Origin of the sequence: Streptomyces sp. NPDC007945 (assembly GCF_042958885.1) — a bacterium.
Taxonomy (GTDB): domain Bacteria; phylum Actinomycetota; class Actinomycetes; order Streptomycetales; family Streptomycetaceae; genus Streptomyces.
Genome location: NZ_JBIBJV010000003.1, coordinates 375,330 through 392,849, shown reverse-complemented (window position 1 = coordinate 392,849; position 17,520 = coordinate 375,330). Strand labels below are relative to the sequence as shown.

Below are 17,520 nucleotides of genomic sequence, written 5' to 3'. Positions count from 1 at the left end.
CCTCCGGCGCAGCACTGCGCCGACATGGTGTCGGGAATCCGTTCGGCCGTGACGGTATGTGTGCACATCTGCACGCGGGCAGCGGCGGAGTGAACGCCGGATGAATGCACGGCAACCGTGACCGACGGGGTCCCGGGAACCGGCGGACGCGGCCGCTAACCTTACGTGTCCGCCCTGGCCAGGGATGAAGGACGCATACCGCATCCAACTCATGCGAAAGGGTTCGCCCATGGGTATTCGGAGCTTGCTGCGCAAGGTATTCGGCCGCGACCGCGAAGATCCCGCGACTCCTTCCGTCCCTCCCCAGTCCCGCGAACCGGAGCCCCTGAGCCCGGCGCCCGAGGAATCGCCGCTCCCGCCGAGGACCGCGGCGGCCCCCGAGGCCCAGGCGGCGCCGGAGGCCCCGGAGTCGGCAGCCCGCAAGGCCGCGGACGACCTGGTGGCCGCCGCCTTCGACAACCCCCAGATCCCGAAGGCCCGGAGGGGCCAGGTGGAGGGGGCGGAGACGGAGTCGCCGAGGGCGGATGCGGAGACGCTGGAGGGGGCGGACGCGGAGTCGCCGAAGGCGGATGCGGACGCGGGTACGGATGCGCTGAAGGCGGGCGCGGATGCGGACGCGCCCAAGGCGGATGTGGAAGCGGCGGCTCCCGACGCCGAGCCGAAGGCGGAGGCCGTAGCGACCTCCACCGACGCGGAGCCGGCAGACGCCCCGGCGGCCGACGCCGCGCCGGAGGCAGAGGCGAAGACCGAGCCGTCGGCCGAGACCGAGACCAAGACCGAGACCGCCGCCGAGGCTGACCCGATCACCGACCCGGCGGCCGACGCCGCGCCGGAGGCAGAGGCGCGGACCGAGCCGTCCACCGAGACCGAGGCTGAGCCGGCAGACGCCCCGGCAGTGGACACCGCGCCGGAGGCGCAGGCACAGGCCGCACCGGCGGCCGACACCGAGGCCGCCGCCGAGGCCGAGCAGGCCTCCGATCCGGCGACCGGCACCGCCCCGCAGGCGGGGACCACGGACGAGGCGGAGGCGGTAGCGACCTCCCCCGACACGGAGCCGACCGCCGACCCGGCGGCTGACACGGCGCCGGAGGCGGAGACCGCGGCCACGGCGCGGCCCGAGGCCGGCCTGGCGGCGGAAGCCGCACCGTCGGCCCCCGCCGAGGCGGAGCCCACCCCGGAGACCGGGACCAAGACCGACACCGACACCGACACCGGGGCCGTCACCGAAGCGGCTCCCGTCGAGGCCGCACCGGAGGCGGAAGCCGACACGGCCGCCCCCGAGGCGGAGCCGGAGGCCGGCACCGAGCCCGACGCCGCGGCCGTCACTGACCCGGCGGCCGACGCCGCCCCGGTCGGCGCCGAGCCCGAGGCCGCGGCCGAGCCGCAGCCCACCCCCGCCGCAGACCCGGCCCCGGAGGCCGTACCGGCCGAGGCGCAGCCCGTCGCCGCCGCGACGGAGGCGGACGCGCAGCCCACCGGCGACACCACCCCCGGCACCGACGACGACACCGACACCGACAGCCACGCCGCAACCGGCACCGGCACCGGCACCGGCACCGGCACCGCCCCCGACACCGGCAAGGCCGCGCAGGCGCCCGCGGTGGCGCTCGCGCGGGTGAAGGCGGTCGGGACGCCCGCGCTGGTGGAGGCGTACAAGGCCGCCGGGGGCGTCCTGCGGAAGGAGGGCCTCGCGGGGGCGCGGGCACGGGTGTACCTGGTCGTCGACCGGTCCGGGTCGATGCGCGGGTACTTCAAGGACGGCTCCGTGCAGCGCCTCGCCGAGCAGGCCGTCGCGCTCGCCGCGCACCTGGACGAGGACGCGACGGTGACGACGGTCTTCTTCTCGACCGACGTCGACGGGGTCGTCGACCTCACCCCGGCCGACCTCACCCCCACCCGCGTGGAGGAGATCAACGCCGGCCTCGGCCGCCTCGGCCGGACGAACTACCACCGTGCCGTCGAGGAGCTCCTGGCCCACCACGAGAAGTCCGACCCGGCCCGCCCCGCGCTGGTGATCTTCCAGACGGACGGCGCGCCCGAGTCCCGTACCGCCGCGACGCAGGCCCTGGCGGAGGCCGCCGACCGTCCCGTGCACTGGCGCTTCACGGCCTGGGGCGAGGAGGACGGCAAGGCCTTCGACTACCTGCGGAAGCTCACCGCCGTCCGCACCGCGACCCACTTCGCGGGCCCGACGCCGGCCGAGACCCCGCACGCGGAGTTCTACCGGGGGATCCTCTCCGCCCTCTCCCTCTGAACACCCGCTGAACCCCTCGTTCCGCCCCCTGCTCATCGATGTGAGTCGATCTTCGTGGGCCCGTTAGGATTTCGACCATGGCGGCCACTGGATCCGAGAAGCAGGGGGCGAAGGCGTTCTACGTCACGACCCCCATCTACTACGTCAACGACGCTCCTCACCTGGGCCACGCCTACACGACCGTCGCAGGCGACGTGCTCACGCGCTGGCACCGTCAGCGCGGCGAGAAGGTGTGGTACCTCACCGGCACGGACGAGCACGGTCAGAAGATCATGCGCACGGCCGAGGCGAACGACGTCACGCCCCAGGCCTGGTGCGACAAGCTCGTCGAGGAGGCCTGGAAGCCCCTCTGGGAGCACCTGAACATCGCGAACGACGACTTCATCCGCACCACGCAGAAGCGTCACACGGACCGCGTCCAGGAGTTCGTGCAGGACCTGTACGACAAGGGCGAGATCTACAAGGGCGGCTACGAGGGCCCGTACTGCGTCGGCTGTGAGGAGTTCAAGCTCCCGGGCGATCTCATCGAGGCGGAGGACGGCACCAAGCTCTGCCCCGTCCACAAGAAGCCGGTGGAGATCCTCAAGGAGGAGAACTACTTCTTCAAGCTGAGCGAGTACGGCCCGAAGCTGCTCGACTTCTACGAGGCGAACCCGGGCTTCATCCAGCCGGAGTCCGCCCGCAACGAGGTCCTGAACTTCGTCAAGCAGGGTCTTGAGGACCTCTCCATCTCGCGCTCGACCTTCGACTGGGGCATCCCGGTCCCGTGGGACAAGGAGCACGTGATCTATGTCTGGATCGACGCTCTCCTGAACTACGCCACGGCGGTCGGCTACAACGAGAACCCGGAGAAGTTCGAGGAGACCTTCCCGGCGAACGTCCACCTCATCGGCAAGGACATCCTCCGCTTCCACGCGGTGATCTGGCCGGCGATGCTGATGGCGCAGGGCCTCCCGGTCCCGGGCAGGGTCGCGGCCAACGGCTGGCTGATGGTCGGCGGCGAGAAGATGTCGAAGTCGAACCTGACCGGCATCAAGCCGCAGGACCTGACCTCGCACTTCGGCGTGGACGCGTACCGCTGGTACTTCCTCCGGGCCATCGCCTTCGGTCAGGACGGCTCGTTCTCGTGGGAGGACTTCTCCGCCCGCTACACCTCCGAGCTGGCCAACGACTACGGCAACCTCGCGTCCCGCGTGGCGGCGATGGTCGGCAAGTACTTCGGCGGCGAGCTGCCGGCCTCGACGGCCGACGGCGACGCCGAGAAGGCGGTCCAGGACGGCCTGGCGAAGGCGGTCGCGACGGCCGACGCCAAGATCGGCGAGGAACTGGACTTCCAGGCCGGCATCCTGGCGATCTTCGACTTCGTGAAGCAGGTCAACGGCTACATCACGGAGCAGGAGCCGTGGAAGGTCGCCAAGGACGAGTCTCCCGAGGGGAAGGCCCGCCTGGCGACGATCCTCTACACCGCCGCCGAGTCCCTGCGCGCCGTCGCCGTCCTCCTCAACCCGGTCATGCCGGAGACCTCCCAGAAGCTCTGGGACTCCCTCGGCGCCGAGGCGTCCCTCGGCGCCCTGGCCGCCCAGCCGGTGCAGGACGCGGCCCGCTGGGGACAGCTCCCGGCCGGCGCGACGGTCACGAAGGGCGCGGTCCTCTTCCCGCGCCTGGAGGACCCGAAGAAGGACTGACGTCCGCGCGTACGCGAACGAAGGCCGCCGGCCCCTGGCAGAACGGGGTCCGGCGGCCTTCGCCGTCGTCGGTCCCCGCTAGTTGTACGGCGGGTTCAGAGTGAAGACGACCCGCTTGCCCGGCCCCGAGTAGTTCGCCCGCTCGTTGATCCCCCACAGGCGGTGCACCGCCGGGGACCAGGAGAGGTTCTGGGTGAGCGGCGGCGCCTTGGTGAGGACGTGCGGCGCCTCGCCGGGCTTGGCCCGGTGGATGCAGTACGGGACGTCGGAGTCGGTCGTGCCGGCGTACTCGGGGCACTCGCCGCTGAAGTAGTAGTACGTGCCGTCGGTCGCGGCGCCCTGCACCTTCCAGACGGGGACGCGGTACGCGGCGCTCGCCTGCACCTCGCCGGTGTGGTTGTCGGCGCCGTCGGTGTCGAGGAGCGCGTCGGTGGCGTTGAGCGGCCAGCGGACCAGGGGACGGCCGCCCGTCGCCCCGACCTCGGAGGTGATCAGGCTGTCGGTGCCCGTGCGGTCGAGACTGAGCGAGGTCAGGCAGGGCGCGGTGTCCGTGCAGGCCGCGCCGTAGGCGCCGTTGGAGTACATGCCGATCATCGGCAGGGCCCAGTCGTGGTCCCCGGAGTACGCCGTGCCGTCGACGACACCGACCTTGGTGGCGTCGCGGGTCGTCTTCCACAGGTGGCGGAGGTCGTAGACCTGGATCTGGTGCCCGGTGGCGACGAAGAGCTTGTTGCCGTACCAGGTGACGCCGTCGGCGTGGCCGCCCGGGCGCGGGAGGGCGGGGCTGGTCCTGTCGCCCACGGCCCGGTAGCCGGCCGCGTCTCCGGAGCCGTACGGGTCCACGAGCAGGATGCGGTGGTAGACCGGCGCGACGTTCGGGCTGCTGTTGTCGACGACGGTGATGCGGGCCCGGGTGTCGTCCGCGTTGTGCCAGGAGGCGATGTAGAGGTACCTGCCGTCCCAGGTGCCGGTGGGCTGGGCGTCGTGGGAGCCGGTGAAGCCCTGCGGCGTCCACGTGCTGGAGACGTCGTCCTCCTTGTTCCAGCAGAAGCCGCCGATGCTGTAGGCGGTGTTGAGGTTGCTGGTGTGGCAGAGCCCGGAGGTGCCGGTGACACCGCCGGTGACGCCCGGGTCGAAGAGCGGCGAGAGCGCGGTCCGGCCGGGGAAGCTGGTGACCTTCCCGGAGGCCTCCAGGTCGTCGATGGCGGCCCTGCGCTCGGTGAAGCCGCTCGCGGTGAGCCGCATCTTCGTGGCGTCCATGGGCGCGACCGGGGTCGCGGCGGCGGCGGGCGGAGCCGCCGTCAGGGTGAGGCCGAGCAGGCCCAGCGCCGACACCGTCGCGGCGGCGGCGCGCGAGCGCCATCGGGTGGTCGTTGTACGGGTTCGTGTCACCGGGGGAGGTTACGCGAGGGCCAGCGCGGCCACCGCGGGGGCCATGTAGACCAGCGGGAACAGCACGTGCCCGTAGGCGCGGGCCCGCACCACGGTGATCACCGCCCCGGCGAAGTACAGGACCAGGCCGACCGCGGCGAGCGTCCCGACCACCGGCACGAAGAACCCGACGACGAGCCCAGCCGCCCCGGCAAGCTTGAGGACCCCGAGGAGGTTCCAGGCCGCCTCCGGCACCCCGTACGCGCCGAGCGGCCCGACGACGAACGCCGCCCGGACCAGTACCGAGACGCCCGAGAACCCCGCCATGAAGGCGGCGACGGCGGTGACGACGGTGGCGGTGGTGGACATCGGGACTCCTCCGGTCGTGGCCCCCGGGAGGGGCCGTACACCGGAGTGACGGAGCGGACGGCGAGGGTGTGACGGCGAAGGCGGAGAACACGAACTCACGATTCACGTAAACAAAAGTTCCCAAAGAGGGGCTCCGTAAACTAGAGTTCCCTCATGACGTTCTCGGAGCAGCTTCCCGCGGAAGAACTGACCGGCCTCGAATCCGCGCTGTACGAGGCCCTGAACCCCCTCGCCGCAGCCCTCCGCGCCCGCACGACCGGGCAGCCCGAGCAGCAGATGTGGCACGGCGAGCCGGTGGACATCGCGCTCTCCGTCCTCGCCGCCTGGAAGGTGGTCGACCAGGAGGTCAAGCGCCTCACCGCCGTCGCCGCCGGCACGGCCGGCTCGTACGGCGCGAGCTACGAACAGCTGGGCGCCGTCTGGGGCATCACCCGCCAGGGCGCCCGCAAGAAATGGCCCGACGCCGTGACCCGCCCGGCCCCCGGCGCCACCACCCTCGCCCTCTTCGGCGGCCGTGCGGAGCTCGCCCCCTCCGACGACACCTGGACGTGGACGGCCACGGCCGCCGACGGCACCAGAAGCGCCACGACCGCCGCCCCCACGAAAGAGGAGGCGGCGGCCCTGGCGGGGGCGTTCCTGAAGGAGCACGCCCACTGAAACCCGACGGCGAGACCGGCGGCCGGATCAGCCGCCGTGACGCGCGAACCCGACGAACCCGGCCCAGGCCTCCGGGGAGAGGACGAGCTGGGGAAGACCGAGGTCCTTGGAGTCCCGGACGCGCACGGCACCGGGAGCGGCGGCGACCTCGACGCACGAGTCGCCTTCGCTACTGCTGCTGTAGGAACTCTTGAACCAGACCGAATCAGAGACATCCCCTGACGAGGTGCTGCGCGTCATGTCTCTCCTAGCAGTCGCTCGATGACGGCGGCGGACTCACTGGGAGTGAGGGCCTGCGTCCGGATGATCCCATAGCGCAGTTCCAGAATACGGAGCTGCCGGAGGTCGGTCACGGGCCGCCCGTTGGCAACTGCGGGTGACCGACCCACCGCCGTCCCGTCCTCGAACTTCAGCACCTCGATGCCACCCGCCAGGCCCGCGTGCTCCTCGCGGTTCATCGGCATCACCTGAAGCTCCACCTGCCGTTCCCGTGCCACCTCCCGCAGGTGTTCGAGCTGACGACGGAGTACCGCCCGTCCTCCCAGCGGGCGGCGAAGGGTTCCCTCTTCCAGGACGAAGCTCAGCTCGGGCGCCGGCTCCCGGTCGAACACGGACTTACGAGCGACGCGAGCGGCCATGTACCGCTCCACCTCGTCCTGCGTATAGGCCGGACGCCTCATCATCAGCAGCGCGCGTGCGTATTCGGGTGTCTGCAACAAGCCGTGGATGTTGAGCGGGTCGTACAACTGCATCTCCACCGCCCTCGCCTCCAGCTTCGCCAGCTCCCGCACCTTCTTCGGGTACCGAACCTTCGCCACGTCGTCCTTCATCGCCGACAGCAAGCCCTCAGCCCGCAGCACCTCGTCCGCCTTGTCCAGGTACTCGGGGCGCGGGATCCGCTTGCCGCCCTCGATCTTGTAGACGAGGTCCTCGCCGTAACCGACCGCTTCCGCGAACTCGGCGGCGCGCATGCCCACCGCCTCTCGGCGCAACCGCAGTTGGCGACCCACCGTCGCGACGACGGCGACACCCCACTCGTCGTCCGGATCGACTTCCCAACCGCTTTCGTCAACCGACATCCCGCACCCCTCCGCGTGTCCTGTGTGGCCGCAACCCCCTACCCGCCACGCGGTCCCCGACAGACCGGACAGCAGTGGACAAGCCCCGGACAGTCACCCTACGTATCGGCGGAGTGACCGTTCACGCTAGCCGTACGCGGCCACGCTCGGTGGCGTGAACGAGAAGAACGGGACGCTTCGACTCCCGCCCACCGAGGACCAGTTCGACCTCCAGCTCTCCCCGACTCCACGCGGGGCGAGGCTCGCCCGCCTCCTGGCCCTGGAGTGGTTGCGGCTCCGCCGGGACCTCCCGTACGCCGTCACCGAGGCGGTCGCCCAGGTCATCGCCGAGCTGACGGCGAACGCGGTGACGCACGGCAGGGTCGCCGGCCGCGACTTCCGTCTCGCCCTGGCGTTCCGGCCGGGAACGCTGCGGATCGAGGTCAGCGACACCCGCGGGGACGTGCTGCCCGAACCGAGCTGCGGCCGGGGGCTGTTGCTGGTCGAAAGGCTGTCGGACCGCTGGGGGGTCACGCCGGGCCCGCCGCCCCGGAAGACGGTGTGGGCGGAGCTCGATCACTCGGGCGGATGACACCACCGGAGGCATCGACGGCCCGGTCCTCCGGAGCCCGCCGGACCGGGCTCCGGAGGACCGGCCGCCGAGCTCGCGGGCACTCAACCACCCAAGAACCGAAAGACGAAGAACCGGGGAAAGAACTCCCCCCACCCACCCCGACCGCCGCGTGGGAGCGCGGTCACTCCCGCGAGTGAATATGCCAACGGGAGGCGGTTCGAGCCAGGTTACGTGCCCTACGCTCAGCGAAAGAACCCACCCGACCGCAGAAATGCGTCGGCCCCCGCCGGGATTGCCGTCCCAGTGCGAGGGCCTACCAAGCAGGAAGTCAAACCCACTTCCCGATGGATGCTCTCCAGCCTAGCCGCCGCGCTCCGGCCTCGCCCCGCTCACACGCCAAGAACCACTCTTCCCGGGGTACTTCTCGCGGAGCGGTCCACGAGACCACCCGCCACACCCGCGACTTCACGGTCATCAGCAACCGCCTGCTCCAGCACCCCACCATCGGTGGCGTGGCGATCGCGGTCGGCTGCCACATGATGTCCGTCCCCGAAGGCACCTCCGTCACCATCAGGTGTCTCGCCGACCGCCTCGGCTTCAGCCGGCAGAAGGTCGCGGACGCCCTCCACGCCCTGGAACAGCATGGCTACCTGCGCCGCACGGTGATCCGCACGGCAAGGGGCCGACTGATCACCCAGACGGTCATCTGCCACAGCCCCGGCACCCCCGCGCCCGGCCGCCCCCGCCCCCAGGAACCCGCCCAGCGGCCCGCCCCGGAGCACCGACCGCAGCCGCAACCGCCACGCCGACGGGCATCACCCCCGGCCCCCCGCCCTATGCCCACGCCCCCGCCCACACCCACCACCACCCGCTCGCCCCGCTCGCCCCGCTCCCTCCCCTCCGTCCCCCGCCCCGGCTTTCCCGCCCAGGACCTCCTCCGCGCGGCTCTCGCCGTCCTCGTCGACCTGCGGAACGCCGACCCCCGCCTGTACGTCTCCGAGGCCGACGCCGAGCACCTCGCCCCCGGGGTGGCGGCCTGGCTGGAACGCGGCGTCCCGCCCGAGACCGTCCGCGACGCCCTGTCGACCGACCTGCCCGCGGAACGCCTCCGCCGCCCCGCCGCCCTCCTGGCCCACCGCCTCACCGTCAACCTCCCCCCGGCACCCCCACTCACCGCCCCACCCCCGGCGGCTCCGCCGCCGCGCCCCCTCCTCCACTGCGAGACCTGCGACACCTGCTTCCGAGCCCCACCCGCGACCCCCTGCCCCACGTGCGGCAACCCCGACCCCGTACCGTCCGCGTACCGGCCCCCACCACCGCCCTCCTGACCGCCCCACGACCGGCCGAATCGTTGCTGGCGAAAACCCCGACGTGACACCCTTCCTGTGTGAAGGACAACGGGGAGAGTGCTGCCGGACCTCAACAGCACTCCAGAATCACCGACTTGACAGACTCTGCACCACCCACTCCGGCTGATCGGATCGCTGCGGTACAACGGCCGATCGACGCGACGTCAGCGGCACGGCGCCAATTTGCCCGTTTGCTCGGCGAATTCCGACGGACGGCGGTCCTGGTGCCCCTCGACGAGCACGACAGTCCCTGGACGGCAGACTTCCAGGGGGTCCGGTGGATCTACGCGTTCTCGAACGAGGAGGCGCTCGCCCGGTTCGCCGAGGCACGCGGAGAGGCCGGCCGGGAGTGGTCGTACCGCGCGGTCCTCGGTGCGCGGCTGCTCGACGCGATGGTTCCGATGCTGCCCGGTCCGGGCGGAGTCGCCCTCGACGCGGGCAGCGCCGACGGAATGGTGTTCCCGCCGGTGGCGGGGATCGTCCCGGACTCGGTGGCGGTCGATCTGGAAGAGGCAGGGGAGACGGGGGAGCGATGAGCGGGAACGAACCTGATCTGGCCGCGCCGCCGGAGGCGCTGGCGGCGATAGCGAAAGGCATCGACCTGGCGCATGCGGAGCTGAAGGAGCTCGGCATGATCGGGTCGGCGACTATGGGACGCGGATTCTCCGATCTCGCTCTGACAGGGCTGGAGTTGGGGCATCCGGGGCTCACCTCCGTGCTGGAGACGTTCTGCGAGCGGTGGGAGTGGGGCGTCCGCGATCTGACGCTGCGGGGGAACGCCTTCGCACAGGGGGTCGGCCTGTCGGCGGGCTCGTTCGCCGAGCAGGATCGTTACGTCAAGGACACGATCAAGATCGGCGTGAACTCCCTCAACGGCAACCCGCACCTCTCCGAGGACGAGGTCAAGCAGATGCGCTGGGACACCATCCGCGACCAGCTGCCGTGGGACGACCCGGACTGGAGCGGCGAGTCCTTCAGCACCGCCCATGAAGAGGTCAAGCAGATCTGGAAGAACACCGGTTACGACGTCCTCGACGCGCAGCTGGACCAGGCCCAGAACGCCGGCCTCATCGACGAGCCGCTCCGGGACCACCTCGACGCGCGGGCGGATTTCAGTTCACCCAGCACAGAACCGCCGGTGTCACCGAGCTCACGAATACTGCGTTCATACCGAACCAGCCGAGGGCCGATTGGATGCAGCAATCGAATTAGGATCCTCCACAGATCGAATTTATGACACCTGGGAAAGGTACCCACGCATGACAAGTGGAATTTCTCGACTGCTCGAAATCACCCCGGCACCCGAAGGGCCTGTGACGAAGGCCTGGGATGCGTTCGAGGCCACCTTGGGATCCGAGCTCCCTTCCGATTACAAGGAATTCATCGGCATTTACGGCGGAAGCAAATGGGACGACTACCTCTACGCCTTTGAGCCGGAATGCCCCAACAAGCATTATGACCTCATCAAGTGGGCGAGGGACCAGGCGGAGGACCTCGAATACCTGTGGGAGGTCGAGAAGAAGCCCACAGAACTCGAGACCAAGGGGGCCCGGGTCCTACCCTGGGCCACCACGGATAACGGGGAGTTCCTCTACTGGCTCGTCCGCCCAGGCGTCGATCCTGATCGATGGACGGTCATGGTGAACGAGGCCCGGGGCGAACGCTGGGAGCATTTCCCTGTCACGTGCACCCAGTTCCTCGCTTCTTGCCTCGACGGAGAACTGAAGTCGAGCATCCTCTCCACCCTGTTCCCCCTCCCGGCACACGAGTTCCGCCGACTGAGTGCCGTTTAGGCGGTGACACCCCATCGCTGCGGCCTCCCCCACCGCGAGACGAACACCGAGCCTCGTGAAACGACTCCGGAGGTAGGCATGGTCTGAAGTCGAGGGAGCGTCGCCGTCGGGGACGGCGCCGCGGTCACCTGGGTCGTAGGGACCGCCTGGCAGGGGCGGGGGTACGCCTCCGAGGCCGCCCGCGCGCTCGTCGGGTGGCTGCGGGACCAGGACCGTACCGCCGTCGTCCACGTCCACCCCGAGCGCGCCTCCGCCGGCGTCGCCCTCCCCGGCACCCGCCACTTCGACCTGGACGGCGCGGGCCGCGTCACGGCGGTACGGGCCGACCGTTGGACCGCATCTCCAAGCACTCCGACCTGGAAACGGTCCACTTCACCTGGGACGGCACGACCCTCTGCGAGCAGACGACCGAGAACGTCGTCCTCACCTGGGACCACGCGGGCCTGCGCCCCCTCGCCCAGACGGAACGCCGCACGGACACGGACGAGGACCGCTTCTTCGCGATCGTCACGGACCTCATCGGCACCCCGACGGAACTCGTCTCCGAATCCGGCGACTTGGCCTGGCGCACCCGCGCCACACTCTGGGGCACCACCACCTGGAACAAGACGGCCACCGCCTACACCCCCCTCCGCTTCCCGGGCCAGTACTTCGACCCCGAATCCGGCCTCCACTACAACTACTTCCGCTACTACGACCCGGAATCCGCCCACTACCTCACCCAGGACCCTCTGGGCCTCGCTCCGGCGGACGACCCGTCCACGTACGTCCACAACCCGAACACATGGAGCGACCCTCTTGGTCTGAGTCCGTGCGAGGATCCCAGTCATGACACCTCCGAGAGCAGAAGAGAGGCGTTTCGGAAGGCCAAACAACATTTGGGAATTCCCATGTGGCAGCATCCTGACGAAATCCAACGGGTTCCCATGACCGATCGTGATGGCAACCGGATACTGGACGACAACAATCAGTTCGTCATGACGCGCGAATACATCTTCACCCGGGCGGACGGCAGCCGTGTCATGATCCAGGACCACGCCGCAGGTCACTACTACGGCGAGGGCGGCCAAGGAGACCAGGGCAGCCATTTCAACGTCAGGCCCATCGAGAACACCCGGACCGGACATGTTCCCGGCACGGCGAGACACTATGACTACTGACAGGACAAGCGGATGACATGGATCTCCCTTCTCACCGACTCCGCAGGATTCGAGAGAATCTACGGAGGACATGTTCCTGACCTCGCAAACGTGTCGCTCCACGAGGTCGAAATCCTTCGCGAAGGTCCGGCGCTGAACCTGAGGTTCGACATGCCGTCCTTTCCGAAGCAGCCTCCGAAGAAGTGGAGTGTCCAAGGCTTCAATACGGTCCAGGTCACCTTGGGCCTCTCCGGTCTGCGAAGCGTCTCGCTCAACGGGTTCGCTTCGAACCCTGTGGTGTCGATCTCCCTGCGAGCCCAGGACGGAATCACGCTGGGGATCGAATCCGTTCCGATCCGGTTGCACGCCGTCGCGGAAATGGCCTACATTTCACGGATTTCTGCCTACACCAACGGCGTCGACTGAGCCGCGCCACCACATCCCCAGGCGGGAACGACGGAGGGCCTTGAGCCGGAGCACTCGCGCAAGAGGAGTCGAGGATGTCGGAAAGTGTCGTCGCCGAGGCGATCCCGGCCGGGGAGCGGTTGGACCTCGTGCCGCTGGAGGTCGGGCATGCCGAGGAGATGGCCGCGGTATTGAACGACCCCGCGCTGCACGCCTTCATCGGGGGTGCGCCGGAGGGCCTGGAGGAATTGCGGGCGCGGTACGCGCGGTGGGTGGCGGGGGCGCCGGAGCCCGGGACCAGTTGGTGCAACTGGGTGGTGCGGGCCCGGGAGGACGGGCGGCTCGTGGGGACCGTGCAGGCGACCGTCGTCGGGGACGGGGCCGAGGTCGCCTGGGTCGTCGGGACCGCCTGGCAGGGGCGGGGGTACGCCTCCGAGGCGGCCCGCGCGCTCGTCGGGTGGCTGCGGGACCGGGGCCGTACCGTCGTCGCGCACGTCCACCCCGACCACGCCGCCTCCGCCGCCGTCGCCCGCGCCGCCGGGCTCGTACGGACGGGTGTGCTGCACGACGGTGAGGTGCGGTGGGAGTCCGTCGCCGCCGGATGACGAAGGGCCCGGGATCCGTGAGGATTCCGGGCCCTTCGTACGAGGGGGCCTTACCGCGCCGCGTCCGGGTGGACCGACTCCGTCACCGGGCGGTCGTCGGCGGTCTTCTTCTCGACCGGCTTGCGGAGCTGGATGTTCAGCTCGCGCAGGCGGGACTCGTCGAGCTCGGTGGGGGCGCCCATCATGAGGTCCTGGGCGTTGCCGTTGAGCGGGAAGGCGATGGTCTCGCGGATGTTGGGCTCGTCGGCGAGGAGCATCACGATGCGGTCGACGCCGGGGGCGATGCCGCCGTGCGGCGGGGCGCCGTACTGGAAGGCGCGGAGCATGCCGGCGAACTCGGTCTCGACGGTCTCGCGGCTGTAGCCGGCGATCTCGAAGGCCTTGAACATGATGTCGGGCTCGTGGTTCCGGATGGCGCCGGAGGAGAGCTCGATGCCGTTGCAGACGATGTCGTACTGCCAGCCGAGGATGTCCAGCGGGTCCTTCGTCTCCAGGGCCTCCAGGCCGCCCTGGGGCATGGAGAAGGGGTTGTGCGAGAAGTCGATCTTGCCGGTCTCCTCGTCCTTCTCGTACATCGGGAAGTCGACGATCCACGCGAAGCGGAAGACGTTCTCCTCGAACTGGCCGGCGCGCTTGGCGGCCTCGACCCGGACCGGGCCCATGATCTTGGAGACCTCGTCGAACTCGCCGGCGCCGAAGAAGATCGCGTGGCCGGGGGCGAGGCCGAGGCGCTCGGTGAGGACCTTGACGTTCTCCTCGGTGAGGAACTTGGCGATGGGGCCGGTGAGGGCGTTGCCCTCGCCGACGCGGACCCAGGCCAGGCCCTTCGCGCCGAGGGAGACCGCGAAGTCGCCGAGGGAGTCGAAGAACTTGCGCGGCTGGTCGCCGGTGTCCGGGACGGCGAGCGCGCGGACGTGCTTGCCGGCGAAGGCCTTGAACTCGGAGTTCTCGAACACGTCGGAGATGTCGACGAGTTCGAGGGAGGTGCGCAGGTCGGGCTTGTCGTTGCCGTACTTCAGCATCGACTCGCGGAACGGGATCCGCGGGAAGGGGGAGGTGACGTGGCGGCCGCCGCCGAACTCCTCGAAGAGCTCGGTCATGAGCTTCTCGATCGGCTGGAAGACGTCCTCCTGCTCGACGAAGCTCATCTCGACGTCGAGCTGGTAGAACTCGCCGGGCGAGCGGTCGGCGCGGGCGTCCTCGTCGCGGAAGCAGGGCGCGATCTGGAAGTAGCGGTCGAAGCCCGAGATCATGAACAGCTGCTTGAACTGCTGCGGGGCCTGCGGGAGCGCGTAGAACTTGCCCGGGTTGAGGCGGGACGGGACGACGAAGTCACGGGCGCCCTCGGGGGAGGTCGCGGTGAGGATCGGGGTCGCCATCTCGTTGAAGCCGAGGGCCACCATCTTGGAGCGGATGGCGGCGATGACGGCGGAGCGCAGCATGATGTTGCGGTGCATGCGCTCGCGGCGCAGGTCGAGGAAGCGGTACTCCAGGCGCCGCTCCTCGTTGACGCCGTCGTCGGCGTTGATGGTGAAGGGGATCTGCTTGGCGGCGCCGAGGACCTCGACCTCGCCGACCTCGACCTCGACCTCGCCGGTGGGCAGCTCGGGGTTGACGTTCTCCGCGCCGCGCGAGACGACCTTGCCGTCGACGCGGACGACGGATTCCTTCGTCAGCTTGTCGAGGGCCTCGTAGGCCGGGGTGCCGGGGCGGGCGACGAGCTGCGTGATGCCGTAGTGGTCGCGCAGATCGATGAAGAGGATGCCGCCCAGGTCGCGCCGATTGTGCAGCCAGCCGCTCAGCCGGACGTCGGTGCCGACGTCAGAGGCGCGGAGCTCGCCGCAGGTGTGGGACCTGTACCGATGCATCGTCGTTCATCCAGTCTTCGGGATCGGTGGAGAGAAACCTCGGCCCGGGGCAGTGCCAGGGCCTTCCCAAGCCTACCGGGACACCCAAGATCGCGATTCGAATACTCTCGGTGGCGACACGCGGTCCGATATTCATAAAGTGGGGCAATGCGCATCGAGGACGTCCTGGCCGCGATCGCCACCGGCCTGTGGCGCTGGGACAACGCTTCCGGGATCGTCTCGCTCGACGCCGAGGCCGCCCGGCTCCTCGGACTGCCCGCCGAGCCGGTGCGGCTCAGCGAGGCGGCGGTGCGCTCCCGCTTCCACCCGGTGGACTGGAACGAGATCGACGGCGTCGTCAGCCTCGCGGTCGCCGAGGACACGCTCGCCGAGGCCCGGCTGCGGATCATGGACGAGCAGGGCCGGGTGATCCGGACCGTGCGGAGCCGGTCCAAGCCGCTGATCGACGGGAGCCACTACGAGCTGGTCGGGACGCTCCAGGAGGTGGCGGACCCGCAGCCGGGGACGGCCGGCCCGCACACGGCGATCACCGGCGACTGGCGGCGCTCGCGGGAGGCGTTCCTGCTCGACGCGGGGCGGGCCCTGGCGGAGGCGCGGTCCACGGCCGAGGTGCTGCGGGTGGCGGCCTCGCTGTCGATGCCCGGCTTCTCGCCGGACGGGCTCGCGGTCTTCGGGATGTCGGGCGACCGGCTGACGGTGATCGGGCACCACGGGCAGCGGGACGGCGACGAGGGCCCCTTCACGTCGATGTCGCTGGACACCGACTACCCGGCGGCGGAGGTGGTGCGGTCCGGGCGGGCGATCTACCTGCCGTCCCCGGAGGAGTACCGGCGCCGCTTCCCGACGACGTGGCCGCTGGCGGAGCCGTTCGAACGGCAGTCGTGGGCGTTCGTGCCGCTGGTGGTGGCGGGGCGGACCATGGGCGCCTGGATGGCGGCCTTCAAGCACCCGGTGGCGTTCACGCCGGACGAGCGGTCGGTGCTGACCACGGTGGCGCGGATGCTGGCGCAGGCGCTGGCCAGGGCCGGGGTCGCGGAGTCGGAGCGCGAGCTGTCGCTCGGCCTCCAGCGGACGATGATGCCGGTGCTCGGGCCGGGGATCCCGGGGATCCAGGTGGCGGCGCGGTACGTGCCGACCGGCGGCGGTCTCCAGGTCGGCGGCGACTGGTACGACATGATCCGGCTGCCCGGCGGCACGGACGGCGGTACGGGCGGCGGCGCGGGCCGGATCGCGCTCGTCATCGGGGACGTCCAGGGGCACGACGTGCGGGCGGCGGCCCTCATGGGGCAGCTGCGGATCGCGCTGCGGGCGTACGCCTCCGAGGGCCACCGGCCGGACGCGGTGCTGTCGCGGGCCTCGCGGTTCCTGTACGGGGTGAACGACGGGTACGAGGGCGCCGACGGGCCGGGGGCGCCCGGCGGCGGGCCGCGCTTCGCGACCTGCCTGTACCTGGAGGTCGACCTGGAGACGGGAACGGTGGACATCGCCCGGGCGGGCCACCCGGACCCGGCGGTCCGCATGGTCGACGGAACGGTTCTGCTGAGGCCGACGGCCGGCGGGCTCCCGCTCGGCATCGACGCGGACGCCGACTACCCCACGACCCGGCTCACCCTGGATCCCGGCGAGACCCTGATGATCTGCACCGACGGCCTCCTGGAGACCGGCGGGCACGACCTCGACACCGGCTGGGAGCGGGTCAAGCGGCTGCTGGAGGCGCACCGGGGCGACGACCTGGAGGAGCTGGCCGACTCCCTCGTGGAGGCCGTCCACGGGCCCGGCTCCCACCACACCACCGGCCCGCTCGCGGACCGGCGCGAGGACGACATCGCCGTCCTGCTGCTGTCCCGCCGGCCCGCGACGACGGCACGGCAGACCCCGCGCCGCACCCTGATGACGATCGCCCAGGCCGAGCCGGAGCGGATCGCGGAGGCGCGCGAGCAGGTGCGGCAGCTGCTGCACGACTGGACGGACGAGGACCAGCTGGACGCGGCCGTCCTGATGGTCTCCGAGATGGTGACGAACGTCCTCGTCCACACCGACGGCGACGCGCTCCTCACCGCGGAGGTCTCCTGCGGCGACAAGGCCCGCCGGCTGCGGATCGAGGTCTCCGACGCCAGCGACGAACTGCCCCACAAGCGGCACCCGGGCGAGATGGCGTCCAGCGGCCGCGGCCTGGTCCTGATGGAGATGCTGGCCGAGGCGTGGGGCGTCGCGCCGCGCGGCGAGGGCAAGACGATCTGGTTCGAACTGACGGAGCCGACGGGACCGGAGGGCTGCTGCCCGTAGGGCGCTGCTTCCCCCGCGCCTCCGGGCCGGTACGGGGGCGCCTCCGGGCCGGTACGGGGGGCGCCTCCGCCGGTACCCGGGGCGGGGCCTCCGCTCGGAGGCCCTAC

Annotated in this window: 16 protein-coding genes and 1 pseudogene; 12 read left to right on the top strand and 5 right to left on the bottom strand. The window is 70.6% G+C overall.

The window, feature by feature from the left end; genetic code table 11:
- Positions 1–244 precede the first annotated feature (244 nt).
- A complete protein-coding gene (locus ACFZCF_RS12550) occupies positions 245–2,254 on the top strand; it encodes a VWA domain-containing protein (RefSeq protein WP_391286460.1) in 2,010 nt (669 codons plus the stop codon).
- 77 nt (positions 2,255–2,331) lie between these two features.
- A complete protein-coding gene (gene metG, locus ACFZCF_RS12545; RefSeq protein ID WP_388442704.1) occupies positions 2,332–3,939 on the top strand; it encodes a methionine--tRNA ligase in 1,608 nt (535 codons plus the stop codon).
- Positions 3,940–4,017: 78 nt separating this feature from the next.
- Here metG and ACFZCF_RS12540 read toward each other — a convergent pair whose 3' ends face one another.
- Positions 4,018–5,331 (bottom strand): hypothetical protein, encoded by a 1,314-nt coding sequence (locus ACFZCF_RS12540; RefSeq protein WP_391286457.1) that lies wholly within the window; start codon positions 5,329–5,331, stop codon positions 4,018–4,020.
- A gap of 9 nt (positions 5,332–5,340) precedes the next feature.
- Positions 5,341–5,679 (bottom strand): DoxX family protein, encoded by a 339-nt coding sequence (locus ACFZCF_RS12535; RefSeq protein WP_391286455.1) that lies wholly within the window; start codon positions 5,677–5,679, stop codon positions 5,341–5,343.
- A gap of 153 nt (positions 5,680–5,832) precedes the next feature.
- Between ACFZCF_RS12535 and ACFZCF_RS12530 the strand changes: the two genes are divergently transcribed.
- Positions 5,833–6,336 carry a hypothetical protein gene (locus tag ACFZCF_RS12530; RefSeq protein ID WP_391286454.1) on the top strand — a complete coding sequence of 168 codons (504 nt, stop codon included), beginning with the start codon at positions 5,833–5,835 and terminating at the stop codon, positions 6,334–6,336.
- A gap of 27 nt (positions 6,337–6,363) precedes the next feature.
- On the opposite strand, the gene ACFZCF_RS12525 is transcribed toward ACFZCF_RS12530, so the two are convergent.
- Positions 6,364–6,576 (bottom strand): DUF397 domain-containing protein, encoded by a 213-nt coding sequence (locus ACFZCF_RS12525; RefSeq protein WP_391286452.1) that lies wholly within the window; start codon positions 6,574–6,576, stop codon positions 6,364–6,366.
- Positions 6,573–7,415 carry a Scr1 family TA system antitoxin-like transcriptional regulator gene (locus ACFZCF_RS12520; RefSeq protein WP_391286450.1) on the bottom strand — a complete coding sequence of 281 codons (843 nt, stop codon included), beginning with the start codon at positions 7,413–7,415 and terminating at the stop codon, positions 6,573–6,575. Before ACFZCF_RS12520 ends, ACFZCF_RS12525 begins: the two co-directional genes overlap by 4 nt.
- 154 nt (positions 7,416–7,569) lie before the next feature.
- Between ACFZCF_RS12520 and ACFZCF_RS12515 the strand changes: the two genes are divergently transcribed.
- The 8 genes and pseudogenes from ACFZCF_RS12515 to ACFZCF_RS12480 all read left to right on the top strand — a co-directional run bounded on the left by ACFZCF_RS12515 (position 7,570) and on the right by ACFZCF_RS12480 (position 13,259).
- Positions 7,570–7,986, top strand: a complete 417-nt coding sequence (locus tag ACFZCF_RS12515; protein ID WP_391286448.1) for an ATP-binding protein — start codon at positions 7,570–7,572, stop codon at positions 7,984–7,986.
- 494 nt (positions 7,987–8,480) lie between these two features.
- Positions 8,481–9,296 (top strand): helix-turn-helix domain-containing protein, encoded by an 816-nt coding sequence (locus tag ACFZCF_RS12510; RefSeq protein WP_391286446.1) that lies wholly within the window; start codon positions 8,481–8,483, stop codon positions 9,294–9,296.
- Between the two features lie 59 nt (positions 9,297–9,355).
- Entirely contained in the window at positions 9,356–9,853 is a 498-nt protein-coding gene (locus tag ACFZCF_RS12505; RefSeq protein WP_391286444.1) for an SseB family protein, read from the top strand.
- Positions 9,850–10,554 carry a hypothetical protein gene (locus ACFZCF_RS12500; RefSeq protein WP_391286442.1) on the top strand — a complete coding sequence of 235 codons (705 nt, stop codon included), beginning with the start codon at positions 9,850–9,852 and terminating at the stop codon, positions 10,552–10,554. Before ACFZCF_RS12505 ends, ACFZCF_RS12500 begins: the two co-directional genes overlap by 4 nt.
- 22 nt (positions 10,555–10,576) lie before the next feature.
- On the top strand, positions 10,577–11,110 hold the full coding sequence (locus ACFZCF_RS12495; protein WP_391286440.1) for an SMI1/KNR4 family protein: 534 nt from the start codon (positions 10,577–10,579) through the stop codon (positions 11,108–11,110).
- Between the two features lie 356 nt (positions 11,111–11,466).
- Positions 11,467–12,270 (top strand): annotated as a pseudogene (locus tag ACFZCF_RS12490) (HNH/endonuclease VII fold putative polymorphic toxin); the annotation flags it as partial.
- Positions 12,271–12,282: 12 nt separating this feature from the next.
- The gene (locus tag ACFZCF_RS12485) at positions 12,283–12,675 is read left to right on the top strand and encodes an Imm50 family immunity protein (RefSeq protein WP_391286438.1); all 393 of its coding nucleotides are present in this window, start codon (positions 12,283–12,285) and stop codon (positions 12,673–12,675) included.
- A 74-nt stretch (positions 12,676–12,749) separates the two neighbouring features.
- Positions 12,750–13,259, top strand: a complete 510-nt coding sequence (locus ACFZCF_RS12480; protein WP_391286436.1) for a GNAT family N-acetyltransferase — start codon at positions 12,750–12,752, stop codon at positions 13,257–13,259.
- Between the two features lie 50 nt (positions 13,260–13,309).
- On the opposite strand, the gene aspS is transcribed toward ACFZCF_RS12480, so the two are convergent.
- Positions 13,310–15,127: an aspartate--tRNA ligase gene (gene aspS / locus ACFZCF_RS12475; protein WP_388442675.1), complete on the bottom strand. Its 1,818-nt coding sequence runs from the start codon at positions 15,125–15,127 to the stop codon at positions 13,310–13,312.
- A gap of 147 nt (positions 15,128–15,274) precedes the next feature.
- Here aspS and ACFZCF_RS12470 point away from each other — a divergent pair, with 147 nt between their 5' ends.
- Positions 15,275–17,413, top strand: a complete 2,139-nt coding sequence (locus tag ACFZCF_RS12470; RefSeq protein ID WP_391286434.1) for a SpoIIE family protein phosphatase — start codon at positions 15,275–15,277, stop codon at positions 17,411–17,413.
- Positions 17,414–17,520: the final 107 nt, after the last annotated feature.

Coding starts and splice junctions, on each gene's coding strand:
- ACFZCF_RS12485 (WP_391286438.1), top strand. CDS start 12,283: ATGACATGGATCTCCCTTCTCACCGACTCCGCAGGATTCGAGAGAATC.
- ACFZCF_RS12480 (WP_391286436.1), top strand. CDS start 12,750: ATGTCGGAAAGTGTCGTCGCCGAGGCGATCCCGGCCGGGGAGCGGTTG.
- ACFZCF_RS12525 (WP_391286452.1), bottom strand. CDS start 6,576: ATGACGCGCAGCACCTCGTCAGGGGATGTCTCTGATTCGGTCTGGTTC.
- ACFZCF_RS12500 (WP_391286442.1), top strand. CDS start 9,850: ATGAGCGGGAACGAACCTGATCTGGCCGCGCCGCCGGAGGCGCTGGCG.
- ACFZCF_RS12495 (WP_391286440.1), top strand. CDS start 10,577: ATGACAAGTGGAATTTCTCGACTGCTCGAAATCACCCCGGCACCCGAA.
- ACFZCF_RS12470 (WP_391286434.1), top strand. CDS start 15,275: ATGCGCATCGAGGACGTCCTGGCCGCGATCGCCACCGGCCTGTGGCGC.
- ACFZCF_RS12530 (WP_391286454.1), top strand. CDS start 5,833: ATGACGTTCTCGGAGCAGCTTCCCGCGGAAGAACTGACCGGCCTCGAA.
- aspS (WP_388442675.1), bottom strand. CDS start 15,127: ATGCATCGGTACAGGTCCCACACCTGCGGCGAGCTCCGCGCCTCTGAC.
- ACFZCF_RS12520 (WP_391286450.1), bottom strand. CDS start 7,415: ATGTCGGTTGACGAAAGCGGTTGGGAAGTCGATCCGGACGACGAGTGG.
- ACFZCF_RS12535 (WP_391286455.1), bottom strand. CDS start 5,679: ATGTCCACCACCGCCACCGTCGTCACCGCCGTCGCCGCCTTCATGGCG.
- metG (WP_388442704.1), top strand. CDS start 2,332: ATGGCGGCCACTGGATCCGAGAAGCAGGGGGCGAAGGCGTTCTACGTC.